Annotated in this window: 21 protein-coding genes and 1 tRNA gene; 17 read left to right on the top strand and 5 right to left on the bottom strand. The window is 64.1% G+C overall.

From position 1 onward, the window contains the following. Complete coding sequence (locus tag OE856_RS03945) at positions 1 to 990, bottom strand: helix-turn-helix domain-containing protein (RefSeq protein WP_263714738.1); 990 nt, start codon at positions 988 to 990, stop codon at positions 1 to 3. A gap of 247 nt (positions 991 to 1237) precedes the next feature. On the opposite strand from OE856_RS03945, the gene OE856_RS03940 reads away from it, so the two are divergent. The 7 genes from OE856_RS03940 to OE856_RS03910 are packed head-to-tail and all read left to right on the top strand — an operon-like array spanning position 1238 to position 9781. Further along, positions 1238 to 2989, top strand: a complete 1752-nt coding sequence (locus OE856_RS03940) for a hydantoinase B/oxoprolinase family protein (RefSeq protein ID WP_263714737.1) — start codon at positions 1238 to 1240, stop codon at positions 2987 to 2989. Between the two features lie 25 nt (positions 2990 to 3014). After that, positions 3015 to 5141, top strand: a complete 2127-nt coding sequence (locus OE856_RS03935) for a hydantoinase/oxoprolinase family protein (RefSeq protein ID WP_263714736.1) — start codon at positions 3015 to 3017, stop codon at positions 5139 to 5141. A gap of 2 nt (positions 5142 to 5143) precedes the next feature. Next, complete coding sequence (locus OE856_RS03930) at positions 5144 to 5896, top strand: ABC transporter ATP-binding protein (RefSeq protein WP_263714735.1); 753 nt, start codon at positions 5144 to 5146, stop codon at positions 5894 to 5896. Then, on the top strand, positions 5896 to 6627 hold the full coding sequence (locus tag OE856_RS03925; RefSeq protein ID WP_263714734.1) for an ABC transporter ATP-binding protein: 732 nt from the start codon (positions 5896 to 5898) through the stop codon (positions 6625 to 6627). Before OE856_RS03930 ends, OE856_RS03925 begins: the two co-directional genes overlap by 1 nt. After that, positions 6627 to 7541, top strand: a complete 915-nt coding sequence (locus OE856_RS03920) for a branched-chain amino acid ABC transporter permease (protein ID WP_263714733.1) — start codon at positions 6627 to 6629, stop codon at positions 7539 to 7541. The genes OE856_RS03925 and OE856_RS03920 overlap by 1 nt, the downstream gene beginning before the upstream one ends. 3 nt (positions 7542 to 7544) lie before the next feature. Then, on the top strand, positions 7545 to 8615 hold the full coding sequence (locus tag OE856_RS03915; RefSeq protein ID WP_263714732.1) for a branched-chain amino acid ABC transporter permease: 1071 nt from the start codon (positions 7545 to 7547) through the stop codon (positions 8613 to 8615). Beyond that, positions 8612 to 9781: an ABC transporter substrate-binding protein gene (locus OE856_RS03910; protein WP_263714731.1), complete on the top strand. Its 1170-nt coding sequence runs from the start codon at positions 8612 to 8614 to the stop codon at positions 9779 to 9781. The genes OE856_RS03915 and OE856_RS03910 overlap by 4 nt, the downstream gene beginning before the upstream one ends. Positions 9782 to 9964: 183 nt before the next feature. Here the strand turns inward: OE856_RS03910 and OE856_RS03905 are convergent, their stop codons facing one another. Further along, positions 9965 to 12754, bottom strand: a complete 2790-nt coding sequence (locus OE856_RS03905; RefSeq protein WP_263714730.1) for a bifunctional aconitate hydratase 2/2-methylisocitrate dehydratase — start codon at positions 12752 to 12754, stop codon at positions 9965 to 9967. A gap of 221 nt (positions 12755 to 12975) precedes the next feature. Beyond that, positions 12976 to 13065: transfer RNA gene (locus OE856_RS03900), tRNA-Ser, on the bottom strand. A gap of 141 nt (positions 13066 to 13206) precedes the next feature. On the opposite strand from OE856_RS03900, the gene OE856_RS03895 reads away from it, so the two are divergent. From OE856_RS03895 to OE856_RS03865, 7 genes are all read left to right on the top strand, one after another. Further along, positions 13207 to 14028, top strand: coding sequence for a DUF2059 domain-containing protein (locus OE856_RS03895; RefSeq protein WP_263714729.1), 822 nt, complete (start codon positions 13207 to 13209; stop codon positions 14026 to 14028). Positions 14029 to 14235: 207 nt separating this feature from the next. Beyond that, entirely contained in the window at positions 14236 to 14847 is a 612-nt protein-coding gene (locus OE856_RS03890) for a 50S ribosomal protein L21 (RefSeq protein WP_263714728.1), read from the top strand. Between the two features lie 17 nt (positions 14848 to 14864). Further along, positions 14865 to 15134 carry a 50S ribosomal protein L27 gene (gene rpmA / locus OE856_RS03885; RefSeq protein WP_263714727.1) on the top strand — a complete coding sequence of 90 codons (270 nt, stop codon included), beginning with the start codon at positions 14865 to 14867 and terminating at the stop codon, positions 15132 to 15134. 228 nt (positions 15135 to 15362) lie between these two features. Beyond that, positions 15363 to 15902: a GNAT family N-acetyltransferase gene (locus OE856_RS03880; RefSeq protein WP_263714726.1), complete on the top strand. Its 540-nt coding sequence runs from the start codon at positions 15363 to 15365 to the stop codon at positions 15900 to 15902. A 70-nt stretch (positions 15903 to 15972) separates the two neighbouring features. Continuing rightward, positions 15973 to 17010, top strand: coding sequence for a GTPase ObgE (obgE, locus tag OE856_RS03875; RefSeq protein ID WP_263714725.1), 1038 nt, complete (start codon positions 15973 to 15975; stop codon positions 17008 to 17010). Next, positions 16998 to 18104 carry a glutamate 5-kinase gene (gene proB / locus OE856_RS03870; protein WP_263714724.1) on the top strand — a complete coding sequence of 369 codons (1107 nt, stop codon included), beginning with the start codon at positions 16998 to 17000 and terminating at the stop codon, positions 18102 to 18104. The genes obgE and proB overlap by 13 nt, the downstream gene beginning before the upstream one ends. Positions 18105 to 18218: 114 nt before the next feature. After that, positions 18219 to 19475, top strand: coding sequence for a glutamate-5-semialdehyde dehydrogenase (locus tag OE856_RS03865; protein ID WP_263714723.1), 1257 nt, complete (start codon positions 18219 to 18221; stop codon positions 19473 to 19475). Here OE856_RS03865 and OE856_RS03860 read toward each other — a convergent pair. Next, entirely contained in the window at positions 19472 to 20077 is a 606-nt protein-coding gene (locus OE856_RS03860; protein ID WP_263714722.1) for a histidine phosphotransferase family protein, read from the bottom strand. The two genes, OE856_RS03865 and OE856_RS03860, sit on opposite strands and share 4 nt — an antisense overlap. Positions 20078 to 20104: 27 nt before the next feature. Here OE856_RS03860 and OE856_RS03855 point away from each other — a divergent pair, with 27 nt between their 5' ends. The 3 genes from OE856_RS03855 (at position 20105) to OE856_RS03845 (ending at position 22034) form a co-directional block, all read left to right on the top strand. Further along, the gene (locus OE856_RS03855; protein ID WP_263714721.1) at positions 20105 to 20287 is read left to right on the top strand and encodes a DUF3553 domain-containing protein; all 183 of its coding nucleotides are present in this window, start codon (positions 20105 to 20107) and stop codon (positions 20285 to 20287) included. A gap of 134 nt (positions 20288 to 20421) precedes the next feature. Beyond that, the gene (locus OE856_RS03850) at positions 20422 to 21201 is read left to right on the top strand and encodes a GNAT family N-acetyltransferase (RefSeq protein WP_263714720.1); all 780 of its coding nucleotides are present in this window, start codon (positions 20422 to 20424) and stop codon (positions 21199 to 21201) included. Next, positions 21198 to 22034: a lysophospholipid acyltransferase family protein gene (locus tag OE856_RS03845; protein ID WP_263714719.1), complete on the top strand. Its 837-nt coding sequence runs from the start codon at positions 21198 to 21200 to the stop codon at positions 22032 to 22034. Before OE856_RS03850 ends, OE856_RS03845 begins: the two co-directional genes overlap by 4 nt. On the opposite strand, the gene OE856_RS03840 is transcribed toward OE856_RS03845, so the two are convergent. Then, positions 22025 to 23338, bottom strand: coding sequence for an HlyC/CorC family transporter (locus OE856_RS03840; protein ID WP_263714718.1), 1314 nt, complete (start codon positions 23336 to 23338; stop codon positions 22025 to 22027). The genes OE856_RS03845 and OE856_RS03840 overlap by 10 nt on opposite strands. Between the last annotated feature and the right edge of the window lie 39 nt (positions 23339 to 23377).

Below are 23377 nucleotides of genomic sequence, written 5' to 3'. Positions count from 1 at the left end.
TCATCTGGGGCTGTCGTCAAAGGTTTCGGGCCGGCGCCCGGCCAGAACCTGCGCCCGGAAATCCGAGGGCGGCACGCCAAAGCGTGACTTGAACAGCCGCGAGAACTGGGCCTGGTCGGAGAACCCGAACCGATAGGCGACCTCGGCCATCGAGATCTCGGCCGCGCTGGACAGGCGGTCGCGCGCGGCGATCAGGCGCTGGTCGCGGATCTGCTGGCTGACGGTGCCGTTCACATCCTTGAACAGGTCGTGGAGATAGCGTTTCGAGATGCCGCAGCCCGCCGCGATCAGCTCGGGCGACAGGTCGGGATTTTTCAGGTTGGCGCGGATGAACTGGTCGACGCGGTTCAGATGCGCGGCCCGCACCGATGACACAGACGAGGCCTCGACGTCGTTCTCCTCTTCCAGCGCCAGCCCCAGCAGTTCCAGCAGATGCCGCCCGATGGTTTCGCCCGCCGACAGGCTGGCATCGCCGCCCTGGGCCTGGGCATGGCGCACCATGGTGGTGAACAGGCTGGCGGTGCCGCTGGTGGCATCAACCACCCGCGCGCAAAACCGGTCGGGCTGGCGCACGCGCTCGGCCAGAACCTTCTTGCGCACCTTCAGCACGAACAGGTCATTGGGATCGGCATACATGAACCGATAGGGCTCGTCCCCGCGCTCGATGATGAACCCGCCCGGCTCACAACGCACGTCGCGGCCCAGCTGGCGGAACTCGACCGCGCTGCTTTGCGGGATGGTGACCAGGTATTCCTCTTCGCGCGCATCGCGGATGTGATTGGCGCGACGCTCGTAGTTGACCGGCGCCGATGTCAGCCGCGACAGGCCGACATGCCCCAGCCGCATACAGCTGAGCTGACCCTGAAACGCAAGCGGATCGCGGAAATGCAGCTGAAGCGGAAAATAGGCATTCGCGATGGCCGCATTCCACTTGGCGGCGCGATCCTGCGCCGGTGTCAGGGCCGTCGAAAATTGCAGGTCTGTGGTCAACCCACTCCTCCTCCCAAAAGAATGGCTAACCGAGATTACGCGCGCACGCCCTTATTACAAAGGGGTTTCTGATCCTCTGCGCCCAAATGCAAAAGGTTCTGCGCCCAGCGTCAAGCCAGAAACCCGGTTCGCAGGCAGCCTTGAGGCAGAGATCAGATGCTCTCGGTTCCGCCGCGTTTCGACCGTGCCTGCACAGGCCCGAGCGACCCGGCCGGCCCGTGGGCGCATAAGCAGAGGAAGTAAAGACATGGCCAAAACCAAGGTGGATCCGATCACGCTTTCGGTCGTGCGCGGGGTGCTTGAAACCACCCAGCGCGAAATGACCCTGGCGCTGGAAAAGACCGCGCGCAGCTCGGTGTTCAACCTGGCGCACGACTATTCGACCGCGCTGTTCAACCACACGCCCGAAATGATCCTGCAGGGGCAGGACATCCCGATTCACCTCGGCTCGCTGATCCCGGCGATGAAGTCGGTCGCCAACTTCTTCGAAGGCGACATCAACGAGGGCGACCTGATCCTGCACAATGACCCCGCCTATGGCGGCAGCCACATCATCGACACCTGCATGTATTACCCGGTGTTCTACGAGGGCGAGCTGGTGTTCTGGACGGTCTGCAAGGGCCACCTGACCGATATCGGCGGCCCGGTTCCAGCCGGCTACAACCCCGAGGCCAAGGAGATCTTTGCCGAGGGCCTGCGAATTCCGCCCGTCAAGCTGTGGGATCGCGGTAAGCCGCGCGAGGATGTCATCAACCTGCTGCTGACCAACATGCGCGCCCGCCGCGACCAAGAGGGTGATTTCAACGCGCTGATCGGCGCCTGCCAGGTCGGCGCGCGCAACCTGCGCAACCTGATGGACAAATACGGCAAGGACGTGGTCCAGGCCTGTATCGCCGAGCTGCTGGACATGGCCGAGGCCCACATGCGCAAGCTGATCGGCGGCGTCAAGGACGGCACCTATACCGGCACCGCGATCCTTGAGGATGCCGGCCACGGCTTTGGCGATTTCGAGATCACCGCCACCGTCACCATCGAGGGCGACGGCTGTCACATCGAAATCGCGTCGCCGCCGCAGATCCCGTATTTCATCAACTCGTACGAGGGCAACAGCCACTCGGGCGTCTACCTGGGCCTGATGATGTTCGCCCAGCTGCCGCCGCCCTATAACGAGGGCCTCTATCGCTGCGTCAGCACCGACATGGGCCCCAAGGGCACGCTGTGCAACGCCAAGGCGCCCGCGCCGCATATGAACTGCACCACCACGCCGATGGAAACCCTGACCGACGCCGTGCGCCTGGCCTTTGAACAGGCCGCGCCTGAAAAGGTTTCGGCCAGCTGGGGCCATGCCAACGGCTGTAACATCGCCGGCTGGGACAACCGCCACGACGAGGAATACGTGACCATGGTTCTGGCCTCGATCATCTCGGGCGCCGGCGCCACGGCCAGCCAGGACGGCTGGCACGCCTGCGGCCCGGAATGCTGTTTCGGCGCGCTGACCTCGGGCGATATCGAGATGCTGGAACACAGCTATCCGATCATCATCCACGAATACGGCCTGATGACCGACAGCGGCGGCGCGGGCAAGTTCCGCGGCGGGTCGGGCACCCGCTGGGCGGTCGAGCCGCTGGACAGCGACATGACCCTTGTCACCTTCGGCGAAGGCCGCCGCATCCCCGCCATGGGCGCGGCCGGTGCGAAATCGGAAATGGTGCACAAGAAGGTCGGCCGCCTGGAAATCACCCGCAATGGTGACACCCAGATCATCACCGACAACGTCATCGAAACCATCAAGCCCGGCGAGATCGCGGCCAACCTCAACCCCGGCGGCGGCGGCTATGGCAATGCCTATGAGCGCGACGTGCTGAAGGTTGTCGAAGACGTGCGCAACGGCTTGGTCTCGATCGAAGGCGCGCGGCTGGATTACGGCGTGGTGATCTCGGACCCCGAGACGCTGACCGTCGACCAGGCCGCGACCACCGCAGCACGCGCTGCCAACTAAAGCCCTGACAGGAAAGGAAAAGACTATGCGTACTCAATATCGTCTGGGCATTGATGCCGGCGGCACCTTCACCGATTTCATCCTTGCCGACGCCAAGGGCGGCCTGCGGATCTTCAAGGTTCTTTCAACCCCGACCGAGCCGACCAAGGCCATCAAGAACGGCCTGGCGCTGATCACCGAGGAAACCGGCCTGACCCCGCAGGAGATCGTCTCGAACTCGGACCTGTGCATCAACGGCACAACCGTGGGCCTGAACGCGCTGATCACCCATAACGGCGCGAAAACCGGCCTGATTGCCACCAAGGGCCACGAGGACAGTATCGAGATCCGCCTTGGCCACAAGGAAGACGGCTATCGCTATGATCCCGACTATCCGCCCGCGACCATGCTGGTGCCCCGCCACCTGCGCAAGGGCGTGCGCGAACGGGTGATCTCGGACGGGTCGGTCAAGACCCCGATGAACGAGGACGACGTGCGCGAGGCCTGCCGCTATTTCATCGCCGAGGGCGTGGAATCGGTCGCCATCAGCTTTGTCTGGTCTGTCCTGCACCCCGAGCATGAAACCCGCGCCGCCGAGATCGTGCGCGAGATGATGCCCGGCGTGCGCCTGACCATCGGCAGCCAGCTCTATCCGCAGGTCCGCGAATACACCCGCACCTCGACCGCGATCGTGAACGCCTATCTGGCGCCGATCCTGCAACGCTATGTCGAGGCCATCGACGCCTATTTCCGCGAGCTGGGCAGCCAGCACCCGGTGCGCTACTTCCAGTCGAACGGCGGTCTGGCGCTTGGCAAGGTCGTGTCGGATCAGTCGGTCTATGCGATCAACTCGGGCCCGGCCTCGGCACCGCAGGCCGCGCTGGACGTGGCCGCGCCCTGGGGTGACAAGAACATCATCACCTGCGACATGGGCGGCACCTCGTTCGACATCACCCTGACCAAGGACGGCCAGGCCAACGTCAACAAGAACATCGACTTCCTGCGCTATCGCATCGGCATTCCGATGATCCAGGTGGAAACCCTGGGCGCGGGCGGCGGCTCGATCGGCTGGATCGACAGCATGGGCCTGATGCAGATGGGGCCGCAATCGGCGGGCTCGGAGCCCGGACCGGCCTGCTACAGCCAGGGCGGCACCCAGCCCACCACCACCGACGCTAACCTTGTCATGGGCTATCTGAATGCCGACGGCCTGGTCGGCGGGCGCCTGCCGCTGGACGTGGCCAAGGCCCGCGAGGCGATCAAGACCCGTCTGGCCGATCCGCTGGGCATCTCGGTCGAGAAAGCCGCCTATGGCATGTTCACCATCGTCAACAACAACATGGTCAACGCCATCCGCCGCGTGTCGGTCGAACGGGGCTATGACCCGCGCGATTTCGTGCTGATGGGGGCAGGGGGCGCGACCGGCGCGCATATCACCGCCCTGGCCCGCGAGATGGGCATCACCAAGGTGCTGATCTCGAAACTGGCCTCGGGGCTCTGCGCCTATGGGCAGATCATTTCGGACGTCAAATACAACTACATGGCGCCCGCCCCGATCCGCCTCGAAGGCGCCGAGGCCGCCAAGACGCTGGACGATCTGTTCAACGGGCTTGAAACCCGTGGCCGCGAGGACCTGGCCGGTGACGGCTTTGCCGAAGACCGGATCTCGATCCGCCGCAGCCTTGACATGCGCTATGTCGGGCAGGTGCATGAATGCACCGTCGAGATCGACCCGTTCGAGGTGACCGAGGCGACGCTCGAGGACATCAAGGCCGCCTTCCACGCCCGCCACAAGGCGCTTTACACCTATGACGAACCGCACAGCGCCGTCGAGGTGGTGAACGTCGAAAGCACCATCGCGGGCCATGTCGACAAGCCCAAGCGGATGCATATCGATGCGGGCAAGGGCGCGCATGAAAGCCTCAAGGGCACCCGCCCGATGGTCTTCAACGCCGATGGCATCGCTCAGGACACGCCGGTCTATGACGGCTCGTCGCTGGGTGCCGGTGACACGCTGCACGGTCCCGCCGTGATCGAAGAGGTCACCACCACCATCGTGATTGAGCCCGGCTGGACCGTCAGCCTGCATGAAAGCGGTGTCTATGTCGTCACCGCCGATGGCAGCGCCGACGCCGGCAGCGCAGAGCGGTCGCAAGACCTGGTCGAGGCCTGATCGTGGCCCGGCGTGAACACCACGACGGGCGGGCGCTGATGGCGTCCGGGGTGACGGTGGCGTTTGGCGGCTTCAAGGCGCTGACCAACGTGACGCTGTCGATCACCCCGGGGGCGGTCCACGGGCTGATCGGGCCGAATGGCGCGGGCAAGACGACCATGGTCAACGTGTTGACCGGGTTCCAGGCCCCGACCACCGGCGCGGTCACCCTGGGCGGCAGGGATGTGGGCAACCTGCCCGCACATGCCCTGCGCCGCTCGGGCGTGGCGCGGACCTTTCAAGCGGGGCGGCTGTTTGCCGGGCTGGATGTGCTCGACAACCTGGCCGTCACCGGCGTGGGCCTGGGCCATTCCCGCCGCGCCAGCGAGGCCGAGGCGATGCGCGTGCTGGACTGGATGGAGGCCACGCACCTGGCCCATCTGCCCGCCGCGGGCCTGCCCTATACCGATGAGCGCCGCGTCGGCATCGCCCGGGCGCTGATGTTCGCGCCCGATTTCCTGCTGCTGGACGAACCGGCGGCAGGCATGTCCGAAACAGAGGCCGCCGAGCTGGCAACCCTGATCACCCGCGTCGCCGCCGAACTGGGCACCGGCGTTCTGCTGATCGAGCACAATGTCGGGCTGGTCCTGTCGGTGTCGCACCATGTCTACGTGCTGGATGCGGGGCAGGTGATCGAAGAGGGCGACGCCGATGTCATCCTGTCCAGCGCCCGCGTGCGCGACGCCTATCTGGGCGCAGACCAGGAGGCCGCGTGATGGCCAAGCTCGGAGTTTTCGATGTCTCGGTCCGCTATGGCAAGGTGCCGGCGCTGAACGATGTTTCGCTGCATCTCAATGAGGGCGAGCGAATGTTCATCTCGGGCCCGAACGGCGCGGGAAAGTCATCGCTGTTGCGGGCGATCTCGGGGGCGGTGGCGACCAGCCATGGCCGGATCGAGATGGACGGCACAATCCTGACCGGCCGCCCGCCCGAGGCCATCGCGCGCCAGGGCCTGTCGATGGTGCCCGAGGGCCGCGAGATCTTTGGCAGCATGACCGTCGAGGAAAACCTGCGCGTGGGCACCGGCATCCGCCGCGACCGCAGCGCGATCGAGTCGGATATCGCTGAAATCTATGACGCTTTCCCGATCCTGGGTCAGCGCCGCAATGCCAGCGCCGGGGCGCTGTCGGGTGGTCAGCAGCAGATGCTGGCGATCGGGCGGGCGCTGATGACCAACCCCAAGCTGATGATGGTCGACGAGCCGTCATTGGGGCTGGCGCCAAATATCGTCGATCAGGTCTATGACACGCTTGTCGCACTGCAACAGGAACGTGGCCTAACCCTCTTGATTGTCGAGCAAAGCTCGGCCCGCGCGGCGCGCGTTGGCGGCCGGATGGTTCTGCTGCGCGGGGGCGCGATCGTGGATCAGGGCGATGCCCGTGAATTCGCCGAAAAGGATCTGCTGAAAGACGCCTATTTCGGCGGCGCCAAAACGGAGGACGCGTGATGGGAACCGTCGCTCAACTGTTTTTCGATGCGGTCAGCCTGGGCGGTATCTACGCCATGGCCGCGCTTGGTATCGCGCTGATCTTTGGCGTGATGAATTTGGTGAACTTTGCTCATGGTGAATATATCGCCTTTTGCGTCTTTGCCCTGATCGTGCCCTCGACCGACGCGGTCGCGGTGATGTTCCTGGGCAAGGCACCGGCGTTGGTGCTGATCCCGGCCTTGCTGATCCTGGGCGCGCTGATGGCGATGACATCCGAATACGTGGTGTTCCGTCATTTCCGCCGGGCCGACCCGGTGGCGATGATGATCGCGTCCTTTGCCCTGGGGTTCGTCATCCAGAACGGGTTGCTGGCCATCTATGGCAGCCGCCCCAAGGCGATCAGCCTTTGGCCCAGCCTCAACACCCCGATCCATGTCGCGGGCGCCGACGTGCCGCTGTTGCAGCTGATCGTCATCATCGCGACACTGCTGGTGGTGTCGGGGCTGGCGCTGTTGCTCAAGAAAACCCGGATCGGGTTGGAGATGCGCGCCGCGGCCGAGAATTTCACCATGGCGCGGATGCTGGGTGTGCGGGCCAATGTGGTGATCACCGGCGCCTTTGCCCTGTCGGGCGCGCTGGCGGCGGCGGTGGCGATGATCATGGTCACCCAAACCGGTGTTGCCGATGTGCGCATGGGCGGGTCGATCATGCTGGTGGCCTTTATCGCCACGGTGATCGGCGGCATGGGCAGCCTGCCGGGCGCGGTTGCGGCCGGGTTCCTGATTGGCGCCGTGTCGGTGCTGTTGCAGGCCTTTCTGCCGCTGGATGCGCGCCCGTTCCGCGACGCCTTTCTCTACACGCTGGTGATCGTCTGCCTGCTGCTGCGGCCGCAGGGTCTGTTCGCCTCGCCCAATTCCAAGCCGAGGGTCTGAACCATGTCGAACCAACATCAAGCGGCCCGGATCCGGGCCTGGTCTACCCCGATCATCCTGGCGCTGGCGCTGTTGGCCTTTGTCGTGCTGACCACCGCCCTGGGTGACAAGTCGATGGCCCGCATGGCGGCGCAGACGCTGATCCGCGTGACCTTTGTGGTGGGCCTGTGGATATTTGTCGGCAACTCGGGCGTGGTCAGCTTTGGCCATGCGGGGTTCATGGCGATCGGGGCCTATGCCTCGGCCTGGCTGACGCTGAAACCGCAGACCAAGGCGCTGTTCCTGCCTGACCTGTGGCCATGGCTGGCGCAGGCCGAATGGCCGGTCCTGCCGGCGGCGATCGCGGGCGGGTTCTTGGCGGCCACGGTGGCGTTGATCTCGGGCGCGGCGATCCTGCGGCTGTCTGGCATCGCCGCCTCGATCGCGACATTCGCCTTTCTGGCCATCGTCAACACCATCTATTCCAACTGGGAAGGCGTGACCGGCGCCACCTCGTCGGTGGTGGGCCTGGCGCGCTATGCCGATCAGTGGGTGACGCTGGGCTGGGCCGTGGCCGCGATCTTTGTGGCGGCTTTCTATGCCAACTCGGCCTCGGGCCTGGCCTTGCGCGCCACCCGCGAGGATGAGGTCGCCGCCCGCGCCTCGGGTGTCAGCATGTATCGCCACCGCGTTCTGGCCATGACGATCTCGGGCTTTTTCACCGGAGTTTCGGGCGCGCTGCTAGGCCATTCGCTGGGCGTGCTGAACCCCGGCAGCTTCTACCTGGGCATCACCTTCATCACCCTGGCCATGCTGGTGGTGGGCGGCATCGGCTCACTGTCGGGCGCGGTGACCGGGGTGGTGGCGCTGTCGCTGCTGATCGAGGCGCTGGTCCGGATGGAACGCGGCATCGAGATCGGCACCACCGAATTCGCGCTGCCCAGCGGCGCGCAGGAAATCCTGATCGGGGTCGTGATGATCCTGGTCCTGATCATTCGGCCCGGCGGGCTGACCGGCGGACGCGAGTTCCAGCTGGGCCGCCGCCGCGCCGAACCCAAACAACAAACTGCGACCAACAGAGGAGTAACCACATGAAAACCTTCCTGACCACGACGGCACTGGCGCTTGGGCTTGCGGCCCCGGCCATGGCCGACGACATCACCGTCGGCTTTGCCATCGCCCAGTCGGGCTGGCTCGAGGCCTATGACACCCCCGCCGCGACCGCCGCGCGTATCCGTATCGACGAGATCAACGCCAATGGCGGCCTGCTGGGCAAGCAGATCGTCTGGACCCAGGCCGATACCAAATCGGATCAGGCCCAGTCGGCCAGCGCCGGCCTGCAACTGATCGACGAGGGCGCGGACATGCTGATCGTGTCCTGCGACTATGACTTTGGCGCACCGGCGGCGCTGGCTGCGGAATCCGAGGGCATGAACTCGTTCTTCCTCTGCGCCGAGGACGTCAAGGCGGGCATTCAGGGCGTCGGGCCGAACAGTTTCTCGGCCTCGGTTCTGGCCGCTGTGCAGGGCGCCACGATGGCCGAATGGTCGATGGCCCAGCGCGAGGCCAAGACCGGTTATGTGCTGCTGGATACCACCATCGAATACAACAAGGGGATCTGCACCGGGTTCGACTGGATGTTCCCGGCCGCGGGCGGTGAAATCGTGGGCCGCGACACGTTCAAGAACGGCGACGCCTCGATCGCCAGCCAGATCACCCGGATCAAAGCCCTGTCTGAAGAGCCCGACGTGATCATGCTGTGCTCGTATATCCCCGGTGCCGCCTCGGCCGTGCGCCAGATTCGTGCGGCGGGCATCAACTCGCTGATCCTGAACGGCTCGGCGGTGGATGGGTCCTATTGGCTGGACGCCACGCCCGATCTCAGCGGGTTCATCGTGCCGGTTCAGGGCTCGATCTATGGCGACGATCCGCGCCCGGCGGTCGAGGCCTTTAACCAGGCCTATGAAAAGGCCACCGGCAGCCGCCCGGCCAGCTCTTACGCCTATCCGGGCTATGTGCTGATCGACCTGTGGGCCAAGGCCGTGGAACGCGCCGGCACGCTGGATGGCGCGGCCGTCACCGCCGAGCTTGAGAAAATGCAGGGTGAGGAAACCGCCTTTGGTCCGCGCAGCTTTTCGGACCAGCTGCATCACCAGAATTCGGCCGAAATGCAGATCGTCGAAATCAGCAGCGGCACGCCCGCCGTTGTCGGAAGCTGGACGATCTCGACCCCGGTTCCCCTGGATGTGCTTCTGAAGTGATACACCGCCGGGGCAGGGTTTCATGACTGCCCCGGGCCGACCTCCTGAGCGTCAGAAGCGCCAACTGCCTGCGTGTCCCAGAAGACCGCAGGCATTTTTTTGCGTCCATGTCGGGGCAGGGAGGCCAATAGAAAAGGGGCGGCACAGTGTCCTGCGCCGCCCCTGTCTTTTCTGCCGGTCGTCTTAGAAGTGGACCGAGCGCGCGGTGCCGGGGATCTGTTGCGGCGGCGCGAACTTGGTCAGGTCGATGCCTTCGACGGCGGTCTTGTATTCCTCGAGCGTGGGCGTGCGGCCCAGGATCGCCGACAGAACCACGACCGGGGTCGAGGCCAAGAGCGATTCACCCTTCTTTTCGGCCGTGTCGCCCACGACGCGGCCCTGGAACAGGCGGGTCGAGGTGGCCAGAACGGTATCGCCTTTCTCGGCCTTCTCCTGGTTGCCCATGCAGAGGTTACAGCCGGGACGTTCGAGATAGAGGATGTTCTCGTACTTGGTGCGGGCCGTGGTCTTGGGCGCGTTGTCGTCGAACTCGAAGCCCGAGTATTTCTCGAGAACTTCCCAGTCGCCTTCGGCCTTCAGCTCGTCGATGATGTTATAGGTCGGGGCGGCAACGACCAGCGGTGCCTTGAATTTGACCTCACCCTGAGTTTTCTCAAGGTTTTTCAGCATCTGTGCGACGATCTTCATGTCACCCTTGTGCACCATGCACGAGCCGACAAAGCCCAGGTCCACCTTCTTCTCGGCATTGTAATACGAGATCGGGCGGATGGTGTCGTGGGTGTAGCGCTTCGAGACGTCGATGTTGTTGACATCGGGGTCGGCGATCATCGGCTCGACGATCTGGTTCAGGTCGACAACCACTTCGGCGAAATACTTGGCATTCGCGTCCGGAGTCAGGGCGGGTTTCTCGCCCGACTTGATCTGGGCGATGCGCTTGTCGGCCTTGGCGATCAGGCCAGCCAGCAGCTGGGCCTCGTTGTCCATGCCCTTGTCGATCATGATCTGGATGCGCGACTTGGCCAATTCCAGCGAACCGATCAGGGTCTCGTCATTCGAGATACAGATCGAGGCCTTGGCCTTCATCTCGGCGGTCCAGTCGGTGAAGGTAAAGGCCTGGTCGGCCAGCAGCGTGCCGATATGAACCTCGATCACGCGACCCTGGAAGACGTTGTCGCCATGCTGTTGCAGCATCTGCGCCTGGGTGGCGTGCACCACGTCGCGGAAATCCATCCAGTCGGCCATTTCACCGGTAAAGGTCACCTTGACCGATTCCGGGATCGGCATGGTGGCTTCGCCGGTCGCCAGCGCCAGGGCAACGGTGCCCGAGTCGGCGCCAAAGGCCACGCCTTTGGACATGCGGGTGTGGCTGTCGCCGCCGATGATGATGTCCCAGTCATCCACGGTGATGTCGTTCAGCACCTTGTGAATAACGTCGGTCATCGCGTGATAAACGCCTTTGGGGTCACGCGCGGTGATCAGGCCAAAGTTGTTCATGAAGCTCATCAGCTTGGGGATGTTGGCCTGGGCCTTGAGATCCCAAACCGACGCGGTGTGACAGCCCGACTGATAGCCAACGTCCAGCGACGGCGAGATCACCGTGGCGGCCATGGCTTCCAGCTCTTGCGCGGTCATCGGGCCGGTGGTGTCTTGCGACCCGACAACGTTGACCTGAACGCGCACGTCCGAACCGGCATGCAGGGTCTTGCCCGGCGTGGTGCCGCGGGCGTTGCGGTTAAAGATCTTTTCGACCGCGGTCAGGCCCTGACCTTCGACCGACACCTCTTTCGAGGGGGCATAGGCGGATTTCAGTTCCTGGCCCAGGGTCTCGGCGGCGAAGGTTTGCAGCTTTTTGCCGAAGACCACGGCGTAGGAACCGCCGGCCTTGATGAACTCGACCTTCTGCGGGGTCAGCGACGAGGCGATGTTGACCAGCTCGGTGCCATCGGCGTCATACAGTTTCTTGGTCTTGGTGTTGATGGTCAGCACCTTGCCGGTTTCAACCGAATAGGCCTGCTCCAGCACCGGATCGCCGTTTTCGTCGGTGACGGTGTTGCCATCGGCGTCGGTTTTCTTGACCCAGTTCTTAAGGTCGATGCCGATGCCGCCGGTCACGCCCACGGTGGTCAGGAAGATCGGCGAGATGCCGTTGGTGCCGGCGACGACCGGGGCGATGTTCACGAAGGGAACGTAGGGCGAGGCCGGCTTGCCGGTCCACAGGGCCACGTTGTTCACACCCGACATGCGCGACGAGCCCACGCCCATGGTGCCTTTTTCCGCGATCAGCATCACGCGGGCGTCGGGGTTGGCCTTTTGCAGCGCAACGATTTCTGCCTGCGCCTCGGGGGTACACATGCACTTGCCGTGCAGTTCACGGTCAGCGCGCGAATGCGCCTCGGCGCCGGGCGACAGAAGGTCGGTCGAGATATCGCCTTCGGCGGCAATATAGGTGACGACTTTGATCTCTTCTTCGATCTCGGGCAGCTTGGTAAAGAACTCGGCCTTGGCAAAGCTCTCCAGAATGTCGGTGGCGATGGCGTTGCCAGCCTTGTAGGCGGCGGCCAGGCGATCCATGTCGGCCTCGTAGAGGAAGACCTGAGTCTTGAGCACTTCGGCGGCCTGGGTGGCCAGCGCGGCGTCATCGCCCAGGGCGATGTCCAGCAGCACGGCGATCGAGGGGCCGCCCTTCATGTGCGACAAGAGTTCGAACGCGAAGTCGGGCGAGATCTCGGCCACGGTCTCGTTGCCCAGGATGATGTCCTTCAGGAACTGCGCCTTGGCGCCAGCGGCGCTGGTCGTGCCGGGCAAGGTGTTGTAAATGAAGAATTTCAGCGAGTCTTCGCGGTGCTCATTACCGGTATCTTTGATCTGCGAAATCAGCTCGCCGACAAGCGCGCCATCGTCGATGGGCTTGGGGTTCAGGCCCTGCTCTTTGCGAGTTTCGATCTCATTTAGGTAGTCGGTGTACAAGCTCATGACGATCCCTACGGTTTGAGTTAGAACAAGCACAAACGCCGACCACAGACATGTCTGACGAGCCGGCGCTCACGCTTGATGTATACCGTCGTATACTAATCAGGCCATCGTTGCAAGATGTTCGACGACCACACGCCACAAGACATGACAGATCGGCGCCGAACCGCCAAGTGGAACGTCGTTCCCCCGGTGGGGGCAATATATATAATCCGTAGGGATGATGGCGGAGAGACAGGGATTCGAACCCTGGGTGGACTTGCGCCCACAACGGTTTTCGAGACCGCCCCGTTCGACCACTCCGGCACCTCTCCGCAGGTTCCGTGGTCCGTGAGGGGGGGATTTAGTGCGAACTGATCGCGGGTGCAACCCGTTATTTTCACTTCCTGCAAGAAGACTTGGAAAAGCCCCGCGCGACACTTACCTATGCTCTCCAACCCATGATCGGAGACCCCATGCTTCGCCCCCTCACAGCCCTTGTTATCCTGCTGATTGCCGCGCTGCCCGCTGCGGCCGCACCGCCAGGTCTTGATCGCCTGGTGACACAGCTGCGCCTGCCGGATGTGATCGAGATCATGGCCAGCGAGGGCGAGGCCCATGGCGCCGATATCGAGGCCGAGATGTTTCCGGGGCAGGGCGGGGCGCGCTGGCCCGCCGTCGTGGCGGCGATCTATGACCCGACCCGCGGCACCCGGATCATGACCGACCAGCTGCGCGAAAGCCTGGATGAGGGCCAGATCGACGCGCTGATCGAGTTCTTTGGCAGCCCCCTGGGCGAACGGATCATCACGCTCGAGATCGACGCCCGCCGTGCGATCGCGGACGAGGCCGTCGAACAGGCCGCCTATGACCAGCTGCACGAGATGCAGCAGGACGAGGCCCCCCGGCTGGATCTGATCACCGCCCTGATCGAGGCGAACGATCTGGTCGATCTTAATGTCGCGGGTGGGCTGAACGCCAACCTGGCCTTCTATACCGGGTTGGCCGATGGCGGCGCCTTTGGGGCCGATCTGCCCCAACAAGACATGCTGCGCGACATCTGGAGCCAGGAACCCGACCTGCGCGCCGATACCGAGGAATGGCTTTATGCCTATATGCTGATGGCCTATGAACCGCTGTCGGACAACGATCTGCGGGCCTATATAGACCTGGCTGAAACCCCCGAGGGCCGGGCTTTGAACCACGCGCTGTTCGCCGGGTTTGACGTGCTTTACCGCCAGGTCTCGCACGAGCTGGGCTTGGCCTCGGCGCGAATGATGGCCACCCAGGATCTATAGGGGATTTTCCCGCTTTCGGGGTTGACTTGCCAAGCCCCATCCCGGATAAGCCAGCATCTCTGCCCGGGGTGACTCTGGCGGAGTTTCTGTTAGTCGCATGCGCGACGTCAACCACAGCCCCGAAAAGGGGCGCGCTGTCCGAAGGCGCTTAGGCACCGAACACCGCAATCGCGGGGCCACAGGACGCGGGAAATGAAGGAAGTGCCCATGTTTGCGGTCCTAAAAACCGGCGGCAAGCAATACAAGGTTCAGTCCGGCGACATTCTGCGCGTCGAGAAACTGGCTGCTGCTGCTGGCGAAAAAGTCCAATTCAACGAGATTCTGATGGTTGGTGACACCATCGGCACCCCCACCGTCGAAGGTGCGGGCGTGCAGGCCGAAGTGATCGAACAGATCAAAGGCCCCAAGCTCATCCATTACGTCAAGCGCCGCCGCAAGCACAGCTCGCAGCGTCGTAAAGGCCACCGCCAGCAGCTGACCCTGCTGCGCGTGACCGACATCCTGGAAAACGGCGCTGACAAGTCGGGCGTCAAGGCCGCCATCGGCGCTGCTTCGGCCCCGGCCGCTGCTGCCCCGGCTGCCAAGAAAGCCGCCCCGAAAAAGGCCGCTGCCGCCCCCGCCGGCGCCGACGACCTGAAAAAGCTGTCGGGCGTTGGCCCCGCGCTTGAGAAGAAACTGCTCGAAGCCGGGATCACCTCGTTCGCGCAGATCGCAGCCTGGACCGAAGCCGATATCGCCGAGTTCGACGAAAAACTGTCGTTCAAAGGCCGTATCGAGCGCGAAGGCTGGGTCGAGCAAGCCAAAGAACTGGCCCAGTAAGATAGGAGAGTACACCAATGGCACACAAAAAAGCAGGCGGTAGCTCCCGTAACGGTCGCGACTCTGCCGGTCGCCGTCTTGGCGTCAAGAAATACGGCGGCGAAGCCGTCCTTGCGGGCAACATCATCGTGCGTCAGCGCGGCACCAAGTGGTGGCCGGGCGAGAACGTCGGCATGGGCAAGGATCACACCCTCTTTGCAACCGCCGAAGGCGCCGTGAAATTCCACAAGGGCCTCAAGGGCCGCACCTTCATTTCGGTTCTCCCGGTTGCGGAGGCCGCCGAGTAAGCCGAACCCTGATAGGTCAAGACATTCAAGGGATCGGCGCATCGCCGGTCCCTTTTTCATATGTGTAACCGATTGCGGTATATTGTCCTTAATAACGTCACAGTCCTGTGCGAGGGACTTGCCGCATGACATGGTAACCTACATGTAACGAAGGTTCGCTAACTTTCGTCGGCCGGAGAACCGACGCATTCCCGCGGACCGGGGTAATGCTTTTCGAGGAGGGGAAGCATGAAACTGGACATGATCGTGAATCAGCCCGTGATCGAGGCTGGTCGTTTTGTATTGCGGCCCGTGCGTAAATCAGATGCGGGCCTGCTGGCGATGTTCGCCGGCGATGAACGTGTGGCGCGTTATACCCGCACGATTCCACATCCCTTGCCGCCCGGCGCGATCGAGGCTTTCATCACCCGGTCGCAGCAGGACAATCCCGATGAATATATCTGGATCATGGACGGCGCCGCGTATGGCCTGTCCGAGGTTCTGGGCGTCATCGGCCTGACCCCGCTGGGTCCGAAACAATCGGAAATCGGCTATTGGGTCGCGCCCGCCTATTGGAACAGCGGCATCGCCTCTGAGGCGGTCAATGCCCTGCTGGCTGCCAACCCGCTGAACAACAGCTCGGTGGTTGCGGCGGTCTTCCAGGATAACCCCGGCTCGGCCCGGGTGCTGACCAATGCTGGCTTTGAGTATATTGGCGACGCCGAGGCGTTTTGCGTCTCTCGCACCACCAATCTGCCCACCTGGACCTATCTCAAGAAGCTCAACTAAGCGTGCAGGGGCTTGAGGACGGCCGGCTTTCGGTCTATCGCCTGTGCGAACCCAAAAAGGCCCCTGCATTATGAAATTCCTCGATCTGGCCAAGGTCTATATCCGCTCTGGCGCGGGCGGAAACGGCTGCATCAGCTTTCGCCGCGAAAAATTCATCGAATACGGCGGCCCCGATGGCGGCGACGGCGGTGATGGCGGCGATGTCATCGTCGAGGCGGTCGAGGGCCTGAATACCCTGATCGATTTCCGCTATCAGCAGCATTTCTTTGCCCAGAACGGCCAGCAGGGCATGGGCCGTCAGCGCACCGGCAAGGATGGCGACGACATCATCCTGCGCGTACCCGTCGGCACCGAGATCCTGGACGAGGACGAAGAAACCGTTCTGGCCGATATGACCGAGATGGGCCAAAAGGTGCTGCTGGCCAAGGGCGGCAATGGCGGCTGGGGCAACCTGCATTTCAAGACCTCGACCAACCAGGCACCGCGCCGGGCCAATCCGGGGCAAGAGGGCGTCGAGCGCACCATCTGGTTGCGGCTGAAACTGATCGCCGATGCCGGCCTGCTGGGCCTGCCCAACGCGGGCAAGTCGACCTTTCTGGCCGCCACGTCGAACGCGCGCCCCAAGATTGCCGATTACCCGTTCACCACTCTGCACCCCAACCTGGGCGTGGTTGGCGTGGACAATACCGAATTCGTCGTAGCCGACATTCCGGGCCTGATCGAAGGCGCACACGAAGGCCGCGGCATCGGCGACCGTTTCCTGGGCCATGTCGAACGCTGCGCGGTGCTGCTGCACCTGATCGACGGCACCTCGGACGATGTCGTGACTGACTATGAAACCATCATTCATGAACTCGAGGCCTATGGCGGCGATCTGGCCGACAAGCCGCGCATCACCGCGCTGAACAAGATCGACGCGCTGGATGACGACGAACGCGCCGAGAAACGCGCCGCGCTTGAGGCCGCGACCGGCGGCCCGGTGTTGATGATGTCCGGCGTCAGCCGCGAGGGCCTGACCGAGGTGCTGCGCGCCGTGCGGTCCCAGATCGACGATGATCGCCTGCGCCACAAGGCCGCCGGAGAGGAGCCCGAGTCGTGGCGTCCCTGATCCAAGCCCGCCGGCTGGTCGTCAAGATCGGCTCGGCCCTGTTGGTTGACCGCAAGACCGGCGCCCTGCGTGCCGACTGGCTGCATGCGCTGGCGCAGGACGTGGCCGCCGCCAAGGCGCGTGGCACCGATATGATCCTTGTGTCGTCGGGCTCGATCGCGCTGGGGCGCTCGGTGCTGGGCCTGCCCGCGGGCACGCTGTCGCTTGAACAAAGTCAGGCCGCCGCCGCCGTCGGCCAGATCCGCCTGGCCCGCGCCTACGAAGAGGCGCTGGCCCCGCATGGCATCACCACCGGCCAGGTTCTGGTCACGCTCGAAGACAGCGCCAACCGCCGCCGCTATCTGAACTCGCGCGCGACGCTGGAACAGCTGGTCAGCCTGGGCGTGGTGCCGATCGTCAATGAAAACGACACTATCGCCACCGACGAGATCCGCTTTGGCGACAATGACCGCCTTGCCGCGCAGGTCGCCGTGACCGTGGGCGCCGATCAGCTGGTGCTGTTGTCGGATGTCGACGGGTTCTATTCAGCCAATCCGGGGCTTGACCCGACCGCCCGCCGGTTCGACGTGATCGACGAGATCACCCCCCAGATCGAGGCCATGGCCGGCGATCCGACCTCGGGCCTGTCCAAGGGCGGGATGAAGACCAAGCTGATGGCCGCCAAGACCGCCACCGGCGCGGGCTGCGCCATGGCGATCACCGAGGGCTCGGTGCTGCGGCCGTTGCAGGCGCTGATCGACGGGGCGAATGCCACGTGGTTCCTGGCCAAGGACGACCCGCAAGCCGCCCGCAAACGCTGGATCGCCGCGATGAAACCCAAGGGCGAGGTCGTGCTGGACGAGGGCGCGATGCGCGCTTTGGCGCGGGGCAAGTCGCTGTTGCCCGCCGGTGTCACGGCCGTCGATGGCGAATTCGGCCGGGGCGAGCCGGTCGCGCTGATTGGTCCGGGCGGCGAGACGCTGGGCAAAGGGCTGATCCGCTATACCAGCGACGAGGCCCGCCTGATCAAGGGCCGCCAGTCGGGCGAGATCGAGGGCATCCTGGGCTATCCGGGCCGCGCGGCGCTGATCCATCGCGACGACATGGCGCTGTGACCGCGCCGCGCTGATGCGCGAGATCACGACAATTCATGGATGAAACGGGCCTTTTGCGTTGTAGATTGGCCCCCGACGGCCTATTTCAATGCGCCAAGCAAGAGGGCCATGGCGATGAAAGACCAAGACAACATTCCCGCGATGATGAACGAAATTGGCACGCGCGCACGTGCCGCCGCGGCCGAGCTGGCCTTTGCCCCCTCGGATGCCAAGGCCACGGCGCTGAACGCCGCCGCCGATGCCGTTTGGGCGCGCCGGGCCGAGATCATCGCCGCCAATGAAAAAGACCTGGAATTTGGCCGCAACAAGGGCCTTAGCCCGGCGATGATGGATCGTCTGATGCTGGACGAGGCCCGTATTCAGGGCATGGTCGACGGGCTGCGCGCCGTGGCGGCGCAGGACGATCCGGTCGGGCAGGTGATGGCCGAATGGGATCGCCCCTCGGGCCTGCATATCAAGCGCGTGCGCACGCCGCTGGGCGTGATCGGCGTGATCTATGAAAGCCGCCCCAACGTGACGGCGGATGCGGGTGCACTGTGCCTCAAGGCCGGCAATGCGGTGATTTTGCGGGGCGGCTCGGAAAGCTTTCACAGCTCGGGCGCCATTCATGCCTGCCTGCAAGACGGGCTGCGCGCCGCCGGTCTGCCCGAGGACTCCATCCAGCGCGTGCCGACCCGCGACCGCGCCGCCGTGGCCGAGATGCTGCGCATGACCGCCCATATCGACGTGATCGTTCCGCGCGGCGGCAAGGGGCTGGTCGGGCTGGTGCAGCGCGAGGCCCGCGTGCCGGTCTTTGCCCATCTCGAGGGCATCGTGCATGTCTATATCGACAAGGCCGCCGACCCCGAAAAGGCGCGCCGGGTGGTGATGAACGCCAAGACCCGTCGCACCGGCATCTGCGGCGCGGCCGAGTGTCTGCTGATCCATCGCGACCTAGCCGACTCGCTGGGCCAGGATCTGCTCGACATGCTGAAAGAAGCGGGCGTCGAGGTGCGCGCGGGCGAGGGGCTGACGGGTTCGGTTCCGGCAACGGATGATGATTGGGGCAAGGAATACCTCGATTCGATCATCGCGGCGCGCATCGTCGACGATGTGGACGGCGCAATCGCCCATATCCGCCGCTACAGCAGCAGCCACACCGATTGCATCATCACCGAGGATGACGCGGTGGCCGATCGCTTTTTTGAACGGCTCGACAGTGCGATCCTGATGCGCAATGCCTCGACCCAGTTCGCCGATGGTGGCGAGTTCGGCATGGGCGCGGAAATCGGCATTGCCACTGGCAAGATGCATGCGCGTGGCCCGGTCGGGGCCGAGCAGCTGACCAGCTTCAAATACATCGTCGTGGGTGACGGCACCACGCGGCCCTAGAAGCCGATCTTGATCTCGGTATCACTCATCTGAACCGACAGCCGTCGCGCCAATTGGCGCGCGGCATCGGGAATCAGCGCGAACTGCACCTCCGCAGGGCCAAGGTCGGCGGGCATCTCTGCGCCGGTCAGCCCGCCCCAAAGCCGCGGGTCACAGTTCAAACGCTTTGCCGAGGCGTGCAGGCGCCAGGCACCCCCATCGCCGCGCAGGTCGATCACCCCGCCCAGCGGCATCGCGCCCTCAAGCGCCAGCACCAGCAACAGCAGCAGCTTGGCCTCGGCCCGGCTGATCTGATCGGGCAGGGCGGGCTGCACCGACAACCGGCCCGCGCCATAGGCATCGGCCAGAATCGAGTCAATCTCGCCGCGCGCGACCATCTGCCCCGCGCTGGCCTGGCCAAAGGCGATGCGAAACAGCCTGATCCGCGCATTTGCGGCGCGCACAGAATCCGACAACAGCTGCATTTCCGGGCTGTCCCCGGCCACACCGGTCATCCCCAACAGCTCCAGCCCATTGCTGATCGCGCCCACAGGGTTGATAAGGTCATGACAGATGCGCGACCCCAACAGCGCATTCAGATCGGGCAGGGGCTGCGCGCTCATGCCGCCACCCCAAACGCAGGAGACCCCATGCGCGAGTTGAACGACATGCTGGAGCCCGGAATGCTGGTGCGCCACGCCGGCCAGCCCGACTGGGGCCTGGGGCAGGTGCAATCCAACGTCAACGGCAAGGTCACGGTGAATTTCGAGCACCAAGGCAAGGTGGTGATCGACGGGGCGCGGGTCGAACTCATCCCGGTATACGACTCCTGATTTCGCTATGGGTGTCCAATCTTTCGCGCAACAACCTTAACGATAGGTTAATTGCAACGTCGCGCCAGTGAGGTTGCCAAACCCCCGGTCTCTGCCTAGAACGGCGCCACACTCAACGAGGGCCAGCGGCATATATGCTGTCAGCGGACGAACATTTCGAGCTGCGGCTCGCCACCGAGGATACCGATCTGCGCGCGGCCCAGCGGCTGCGCTATGAGGTGTTCGTGGCCGAGCTGGGCGGCGATGGCGATCTGGTCGATCACGACGCCCGGCTGGAGCGGGACACCTTTGATCCCTATTACGATCACCTGGTCCTGATTGACAAAACCCGCGACGCGGGCGCGCTGGATCATGTTGTGGGCGTCTACCGCGTGCTGCGCGACGACCGTGCTGCCGAGATCGGGCGTTACTATTCCGAAGACGAATACGACCTGACAGCGCTGAAAACCTGTGGCCGCAAGCTGCTGGAGCTGGGGCGGTCCTGCCTGCATCGCGACTATCGCGGCGGCACGGCGATGATGCATCTGTGGAACGGGCTGGCCGATTACGTGTTTGAACATGGGATCGAGGTTCTGTTCGGCACGGCCAGCTTTCACGGCACGGATATCGACACCCTGCGGATGCCACTGGCCTATCTGCATCATCATCACCTGGCCCCGCCTGATCTGCGCACCCGCGTGCTGCCCGAACATGGGCAAGACATGAACCTGGTGCCGCGCGACCAGATCGACCGCAAGGCGGCGATGCTGGCCACGCCCTCGCTGATCAAGGGCTATCTGCGGCTGGGCGGTTTCGTGGGCGAGGGCGCCTATGTCGACCACGCCTTCAACACCACCGATGTCTGCCTGATCATGGATACCGAGCGCATGAATGCCAAAAGCAGCGCGCGCTACGCCCGAGGAGCACGGGCATGAGCGCCGCTTGGAATGGCGCCGCCCCTCCTGCAAGCCCGCCGTTCACGCCGGGCGACTGGTGGCGGATCGCTTGGCGCGGAGCGATTCTGGGGTTTCTGACCATGGGCGCGCTGGTGATGATCGTTCTGGTGCGCCTGATCGAACGCCCGATTTGCGGCCTGCACCGCCCCGTCACACCGCATTTTGCCCAGATCGTCAGCCGCCTGGCCTTTATCGTGCTGCGGATCGACTATCGCGTCACCGGGCGGCGCATGACGCATCGCGGGGCCGTGGTGTCGAACCATGCCTCCTGGATGGATATCTTTTCGCTGAACGCGCGCAAGCGGATCTATTTCGTATCCAAGGCCGAGGTCGCCAGCTGGCCCGGTATCGGCTGGCTGGCGCGCGCCACCGGCACCGTGTTCATCCACCGCGATCCGCGCCACGCCAAGGATCAGAAAGAGCTGTTCGAGGCCCGTCTGGCCGCCGGCCACAAGCTGCTGTTTTTCCCCGAGGGCACATCGACCGACGGGCTGCGCGTGCTGCCGTTCAAATCGACCCTGTTCGCGGCATTCTTCACCGACACGCTGCGGCCCTTTCTGTATATTCAGCCGGTGACGCTGGTCTATCGCGCGCCACCGGGCGAAGACCCGCGCTTTTACGGCTGGTGGGGCGAAATGGAATTCGGCGCGCATCTGCTGCGGATGCTGGCGCAGCGCCGGCAGGGATCGGTCGAGGTGATCTATCACGCCCCGCTGAAAGTGTCGGATTTCGACAGCCGCAAGGACCTGGCCCGAGCCTGTGAAACCGCCGTGCGCGGCGGGTTGGCGTCGGCGGGTCTGGATCAGGGCTGAAGCGGGCGGATCTTCAGCCGGGTGATGCGGTTGTCCTTGCGGGCGGCGACCTCGAAGCGGAAACCGTGAAAGCTGAACACCTGACCCTCGCTGGGGATCATCTGCGCCTCGTGGATGACCAGCCCGGCGACGGTGTTGGCCTCGTCATCGGGCAGCGCCCAATCGGTGGCGCGGTTGAGATCTCGGATCGTCATCGCACCATCGACCAGGTAATTGCCGTCCTCACCGCGCCGCACCGGGTGCTCGGGGTCGATGTCGAATTCATCGGTGATCTCGCCCACGATCTCTTCGAGAATGTCTTCCAGCGTGATCAGCCCCTGCAACACGCCGTATTCGTCCACCACCAGCGCGAAATGCGTGTGGCGGCGCAGGAATTCGCGCATCTGGTCGCCCAGCGTGGTGGTTTCCGGCACGAAATAGGGCTTCATCGCCACATCCATGATCTGGAAGGTCTTGAGCGCGTCGATCGGGGTCTGATCCGACCCGCGCACCAGCCGGAAAATGGCGCGCAACATGTCCTTGGCGTGCACGACTCCGATGATGTTCTCGGGGTCGTCCCGATAGAGCGGCAGGCGCGTGTACGGGCTCTCCAGACATTGCGACAACAGCTCTTCGGGGTCGGCATTGACGTTCAGCGTCGCGATCTTGGAGCGGTGCAGCATGATCTCTTCTACCGCGCGCTCGTTCAGGTCGAGCGCCCCCAGAATACGGTCGCGGTCTTCTTTCTGGACCAGGCCCTCGGAATGGCCCAGCTGCAACGCGCCGGCGATTTCCTCGTGCACGGCCAGGATATGGCTGTCGGGGTCGGTCTTGACCCCGAACAGCGCCAGCACCACGCGCACCAGCGCCCGTACCGCCGCCACCATCGGCGAAAACACCAGGATCACCACGCGAATGACCGGCGCCACCCCGGCGGCGGCTTTCTCGGCATTGGTGATGGCATAGGTTTTCGGCAGCACCTCGGCAAAGATCAACACCAACAGCGTCATCACCAGCGTCGCCAGCGCCACGCCGCTATCGCCAAAGACCCGCGTGAACAGCGCCGTCGCCAGCGAGGCCGCAAGGATGTTCACCAGGTTGTTGCCCAGCAGAACCGAGCCGATCAGCCGCTCATTATCCTCGGTGATACGCAGCGCGGTTTCGGCGCCGGTATTGCCCTTGTCGGCCTGGCTGCGCAGCTTGCCGCGAGAGGCGGCGGTCAATGCGGTTTCGGACCCCGAGAAAAAGGCCGACAGCAGCAGCAGCACCAGAATGCCGCCGCAGGTCATCCAGAATGCGGTATCGTAAATCGGGGCGGGGTCCATTTTTCGTCCTGAACTTGGGTGTTTGTCTGGTTATGGGGG

It is taken from the genome of Actibacterium sp. XHP0104 (assembly GCF_025751515.1).
In the GTDB taxonomy this organism is placed as follows: Bacteria; Pseudomonadota; Alphaproteobacteria; order Rhodobacterales; family Rhodobacteraceae; genus Actibacterium_D.
The sequence above is the reverse complement of the archived record's forward strand: the minus strand, read 5'-3'. Positions and strand labels throughout refer to the sequence as shown.

Bases quoted from the DNA above. Each gene is read 5' to 3' on its own strand.
- OE856_RS03940 (WP_263714737.1), top strand. From the start codon at position 1,238: ATGGCCAAAACCAAGGTGGATCCGATCACGCTTTCGGTCGTGCGCGGG.
- OE856_RS03935 (WP_263714736.1), top strand. From the start codon at position 3,015: ATGCGTACTCAATATCGTCTGGGCATTGATGCCGGCGGCACCTTCACC.
- OE856_RS03925 (WP_263714734.1), top strand. From the start codon at position 5,896: ATGGCCAAGCTCGGAGTTTTCGATGTCTCGGTCCGCTATGGCAAGGTG.
- OE856_RS03920 (WP_263714733.1), top strand. From the start codon at position 6,627: ATGGGAACCGTCGCTCAACTGTTTTTCGATGCGGTCAGCCTGGGCGGT.
- OE856_RS03915 (WP_263714732.1), top strand. From the start codon at position 7,545: ATGTCGAACCAACATCAAGCGGCCCGGATCCGGGCCTGGTCTACCCCG.
- OE856_RS03910 (WP_263714731.1), top strand. From the start codon at position 8,612: ATGAAAACCTTCCTGACCACGACGGCACTGGCGCTTGGGCTTGCGGCC.
- OE856_RS03905 (WP_263714730.1), bottom strand. From the start codon at position 12,754: ATGAGCTTGTACACCGACTACCTAAATGAGATCGAAACTCGCAAAGAG.
- OE856_RS03895 (WP_263714729.1), top strand. From the start codon at position 13,207: ATGCTTCGCCCCCTCACAGCCCTTGTTATCCTGCTGATTGCCGCGCTG.
- OE856_RS03890 (WP_263714728.1), top strand. From the start codon at position 14,236: ATGTTTGCGGTCCTAAAAACCGGCGGCAAGCAATACAAGGTTCAGTCC.
- rpmA (WP_263714727.1), top strand. From the start codon at position 14,865: ATGGCACACAAAAAAGCAGGCGGTAGCTCCCGTAACGGTCGCGACTCT.
- OE856_RS03880 (WP_263714726.1), top strand. From the start codon at position 15,363: ATGAAACTGGACATGATCGTGAATCAGCCCGTGATCGAGGCTGGTCGT.
- obgE (WP_263714725.1), top strand. From the start codon at position 15,973: ATGAAATTCCTCGATCTGGCCAAGGTCTATATCCGCTCTGGCGCGGGC.
- OE856_RS03865 (WP_263714723.1), top strand. From the start codon at position 18,219: ATGAAAGACCAAGACAACATTCCCGCGATGATGAACGAAATTGGCACG.
- OE856_RS03860 (WP_263714722.1), bottom strand. From the start codon at position 20,077: ATGAGCGCGCAGCCCCTGCCCGATCTGAATGCGCTGTTGGGGTCGCGC.
- OE856_RS03855 (WP_263714721.1), top strand. From the start codon at position 20,105: ATGCGCGAGTTGAACGACATGCTGGAGCCCGGAATGCTGGTGCGCCAC.
- OE856_RS03850 (WP_263714720.1), top strand. From the start codon at position 20,422: ATGCTGTCAGCGGACGAACATTTCGAGCTGCGGCTCGCCACCGAGGAT.
- OE856_RS03845 (WP_263714719.1), top strand. From the start codon at position 21,198: ATGAGCGCCGCTTGGAATGGCGCCGCCCCTCCTGCAAGCCCGCCGTTC.
- OE856_RS03840 (WP_263714718.1), bottom strand. From the start codon at position 23,338: ATGGACCCCGCCCCGATTTACGATACCGCATTCTGGATGACCTGCGGC.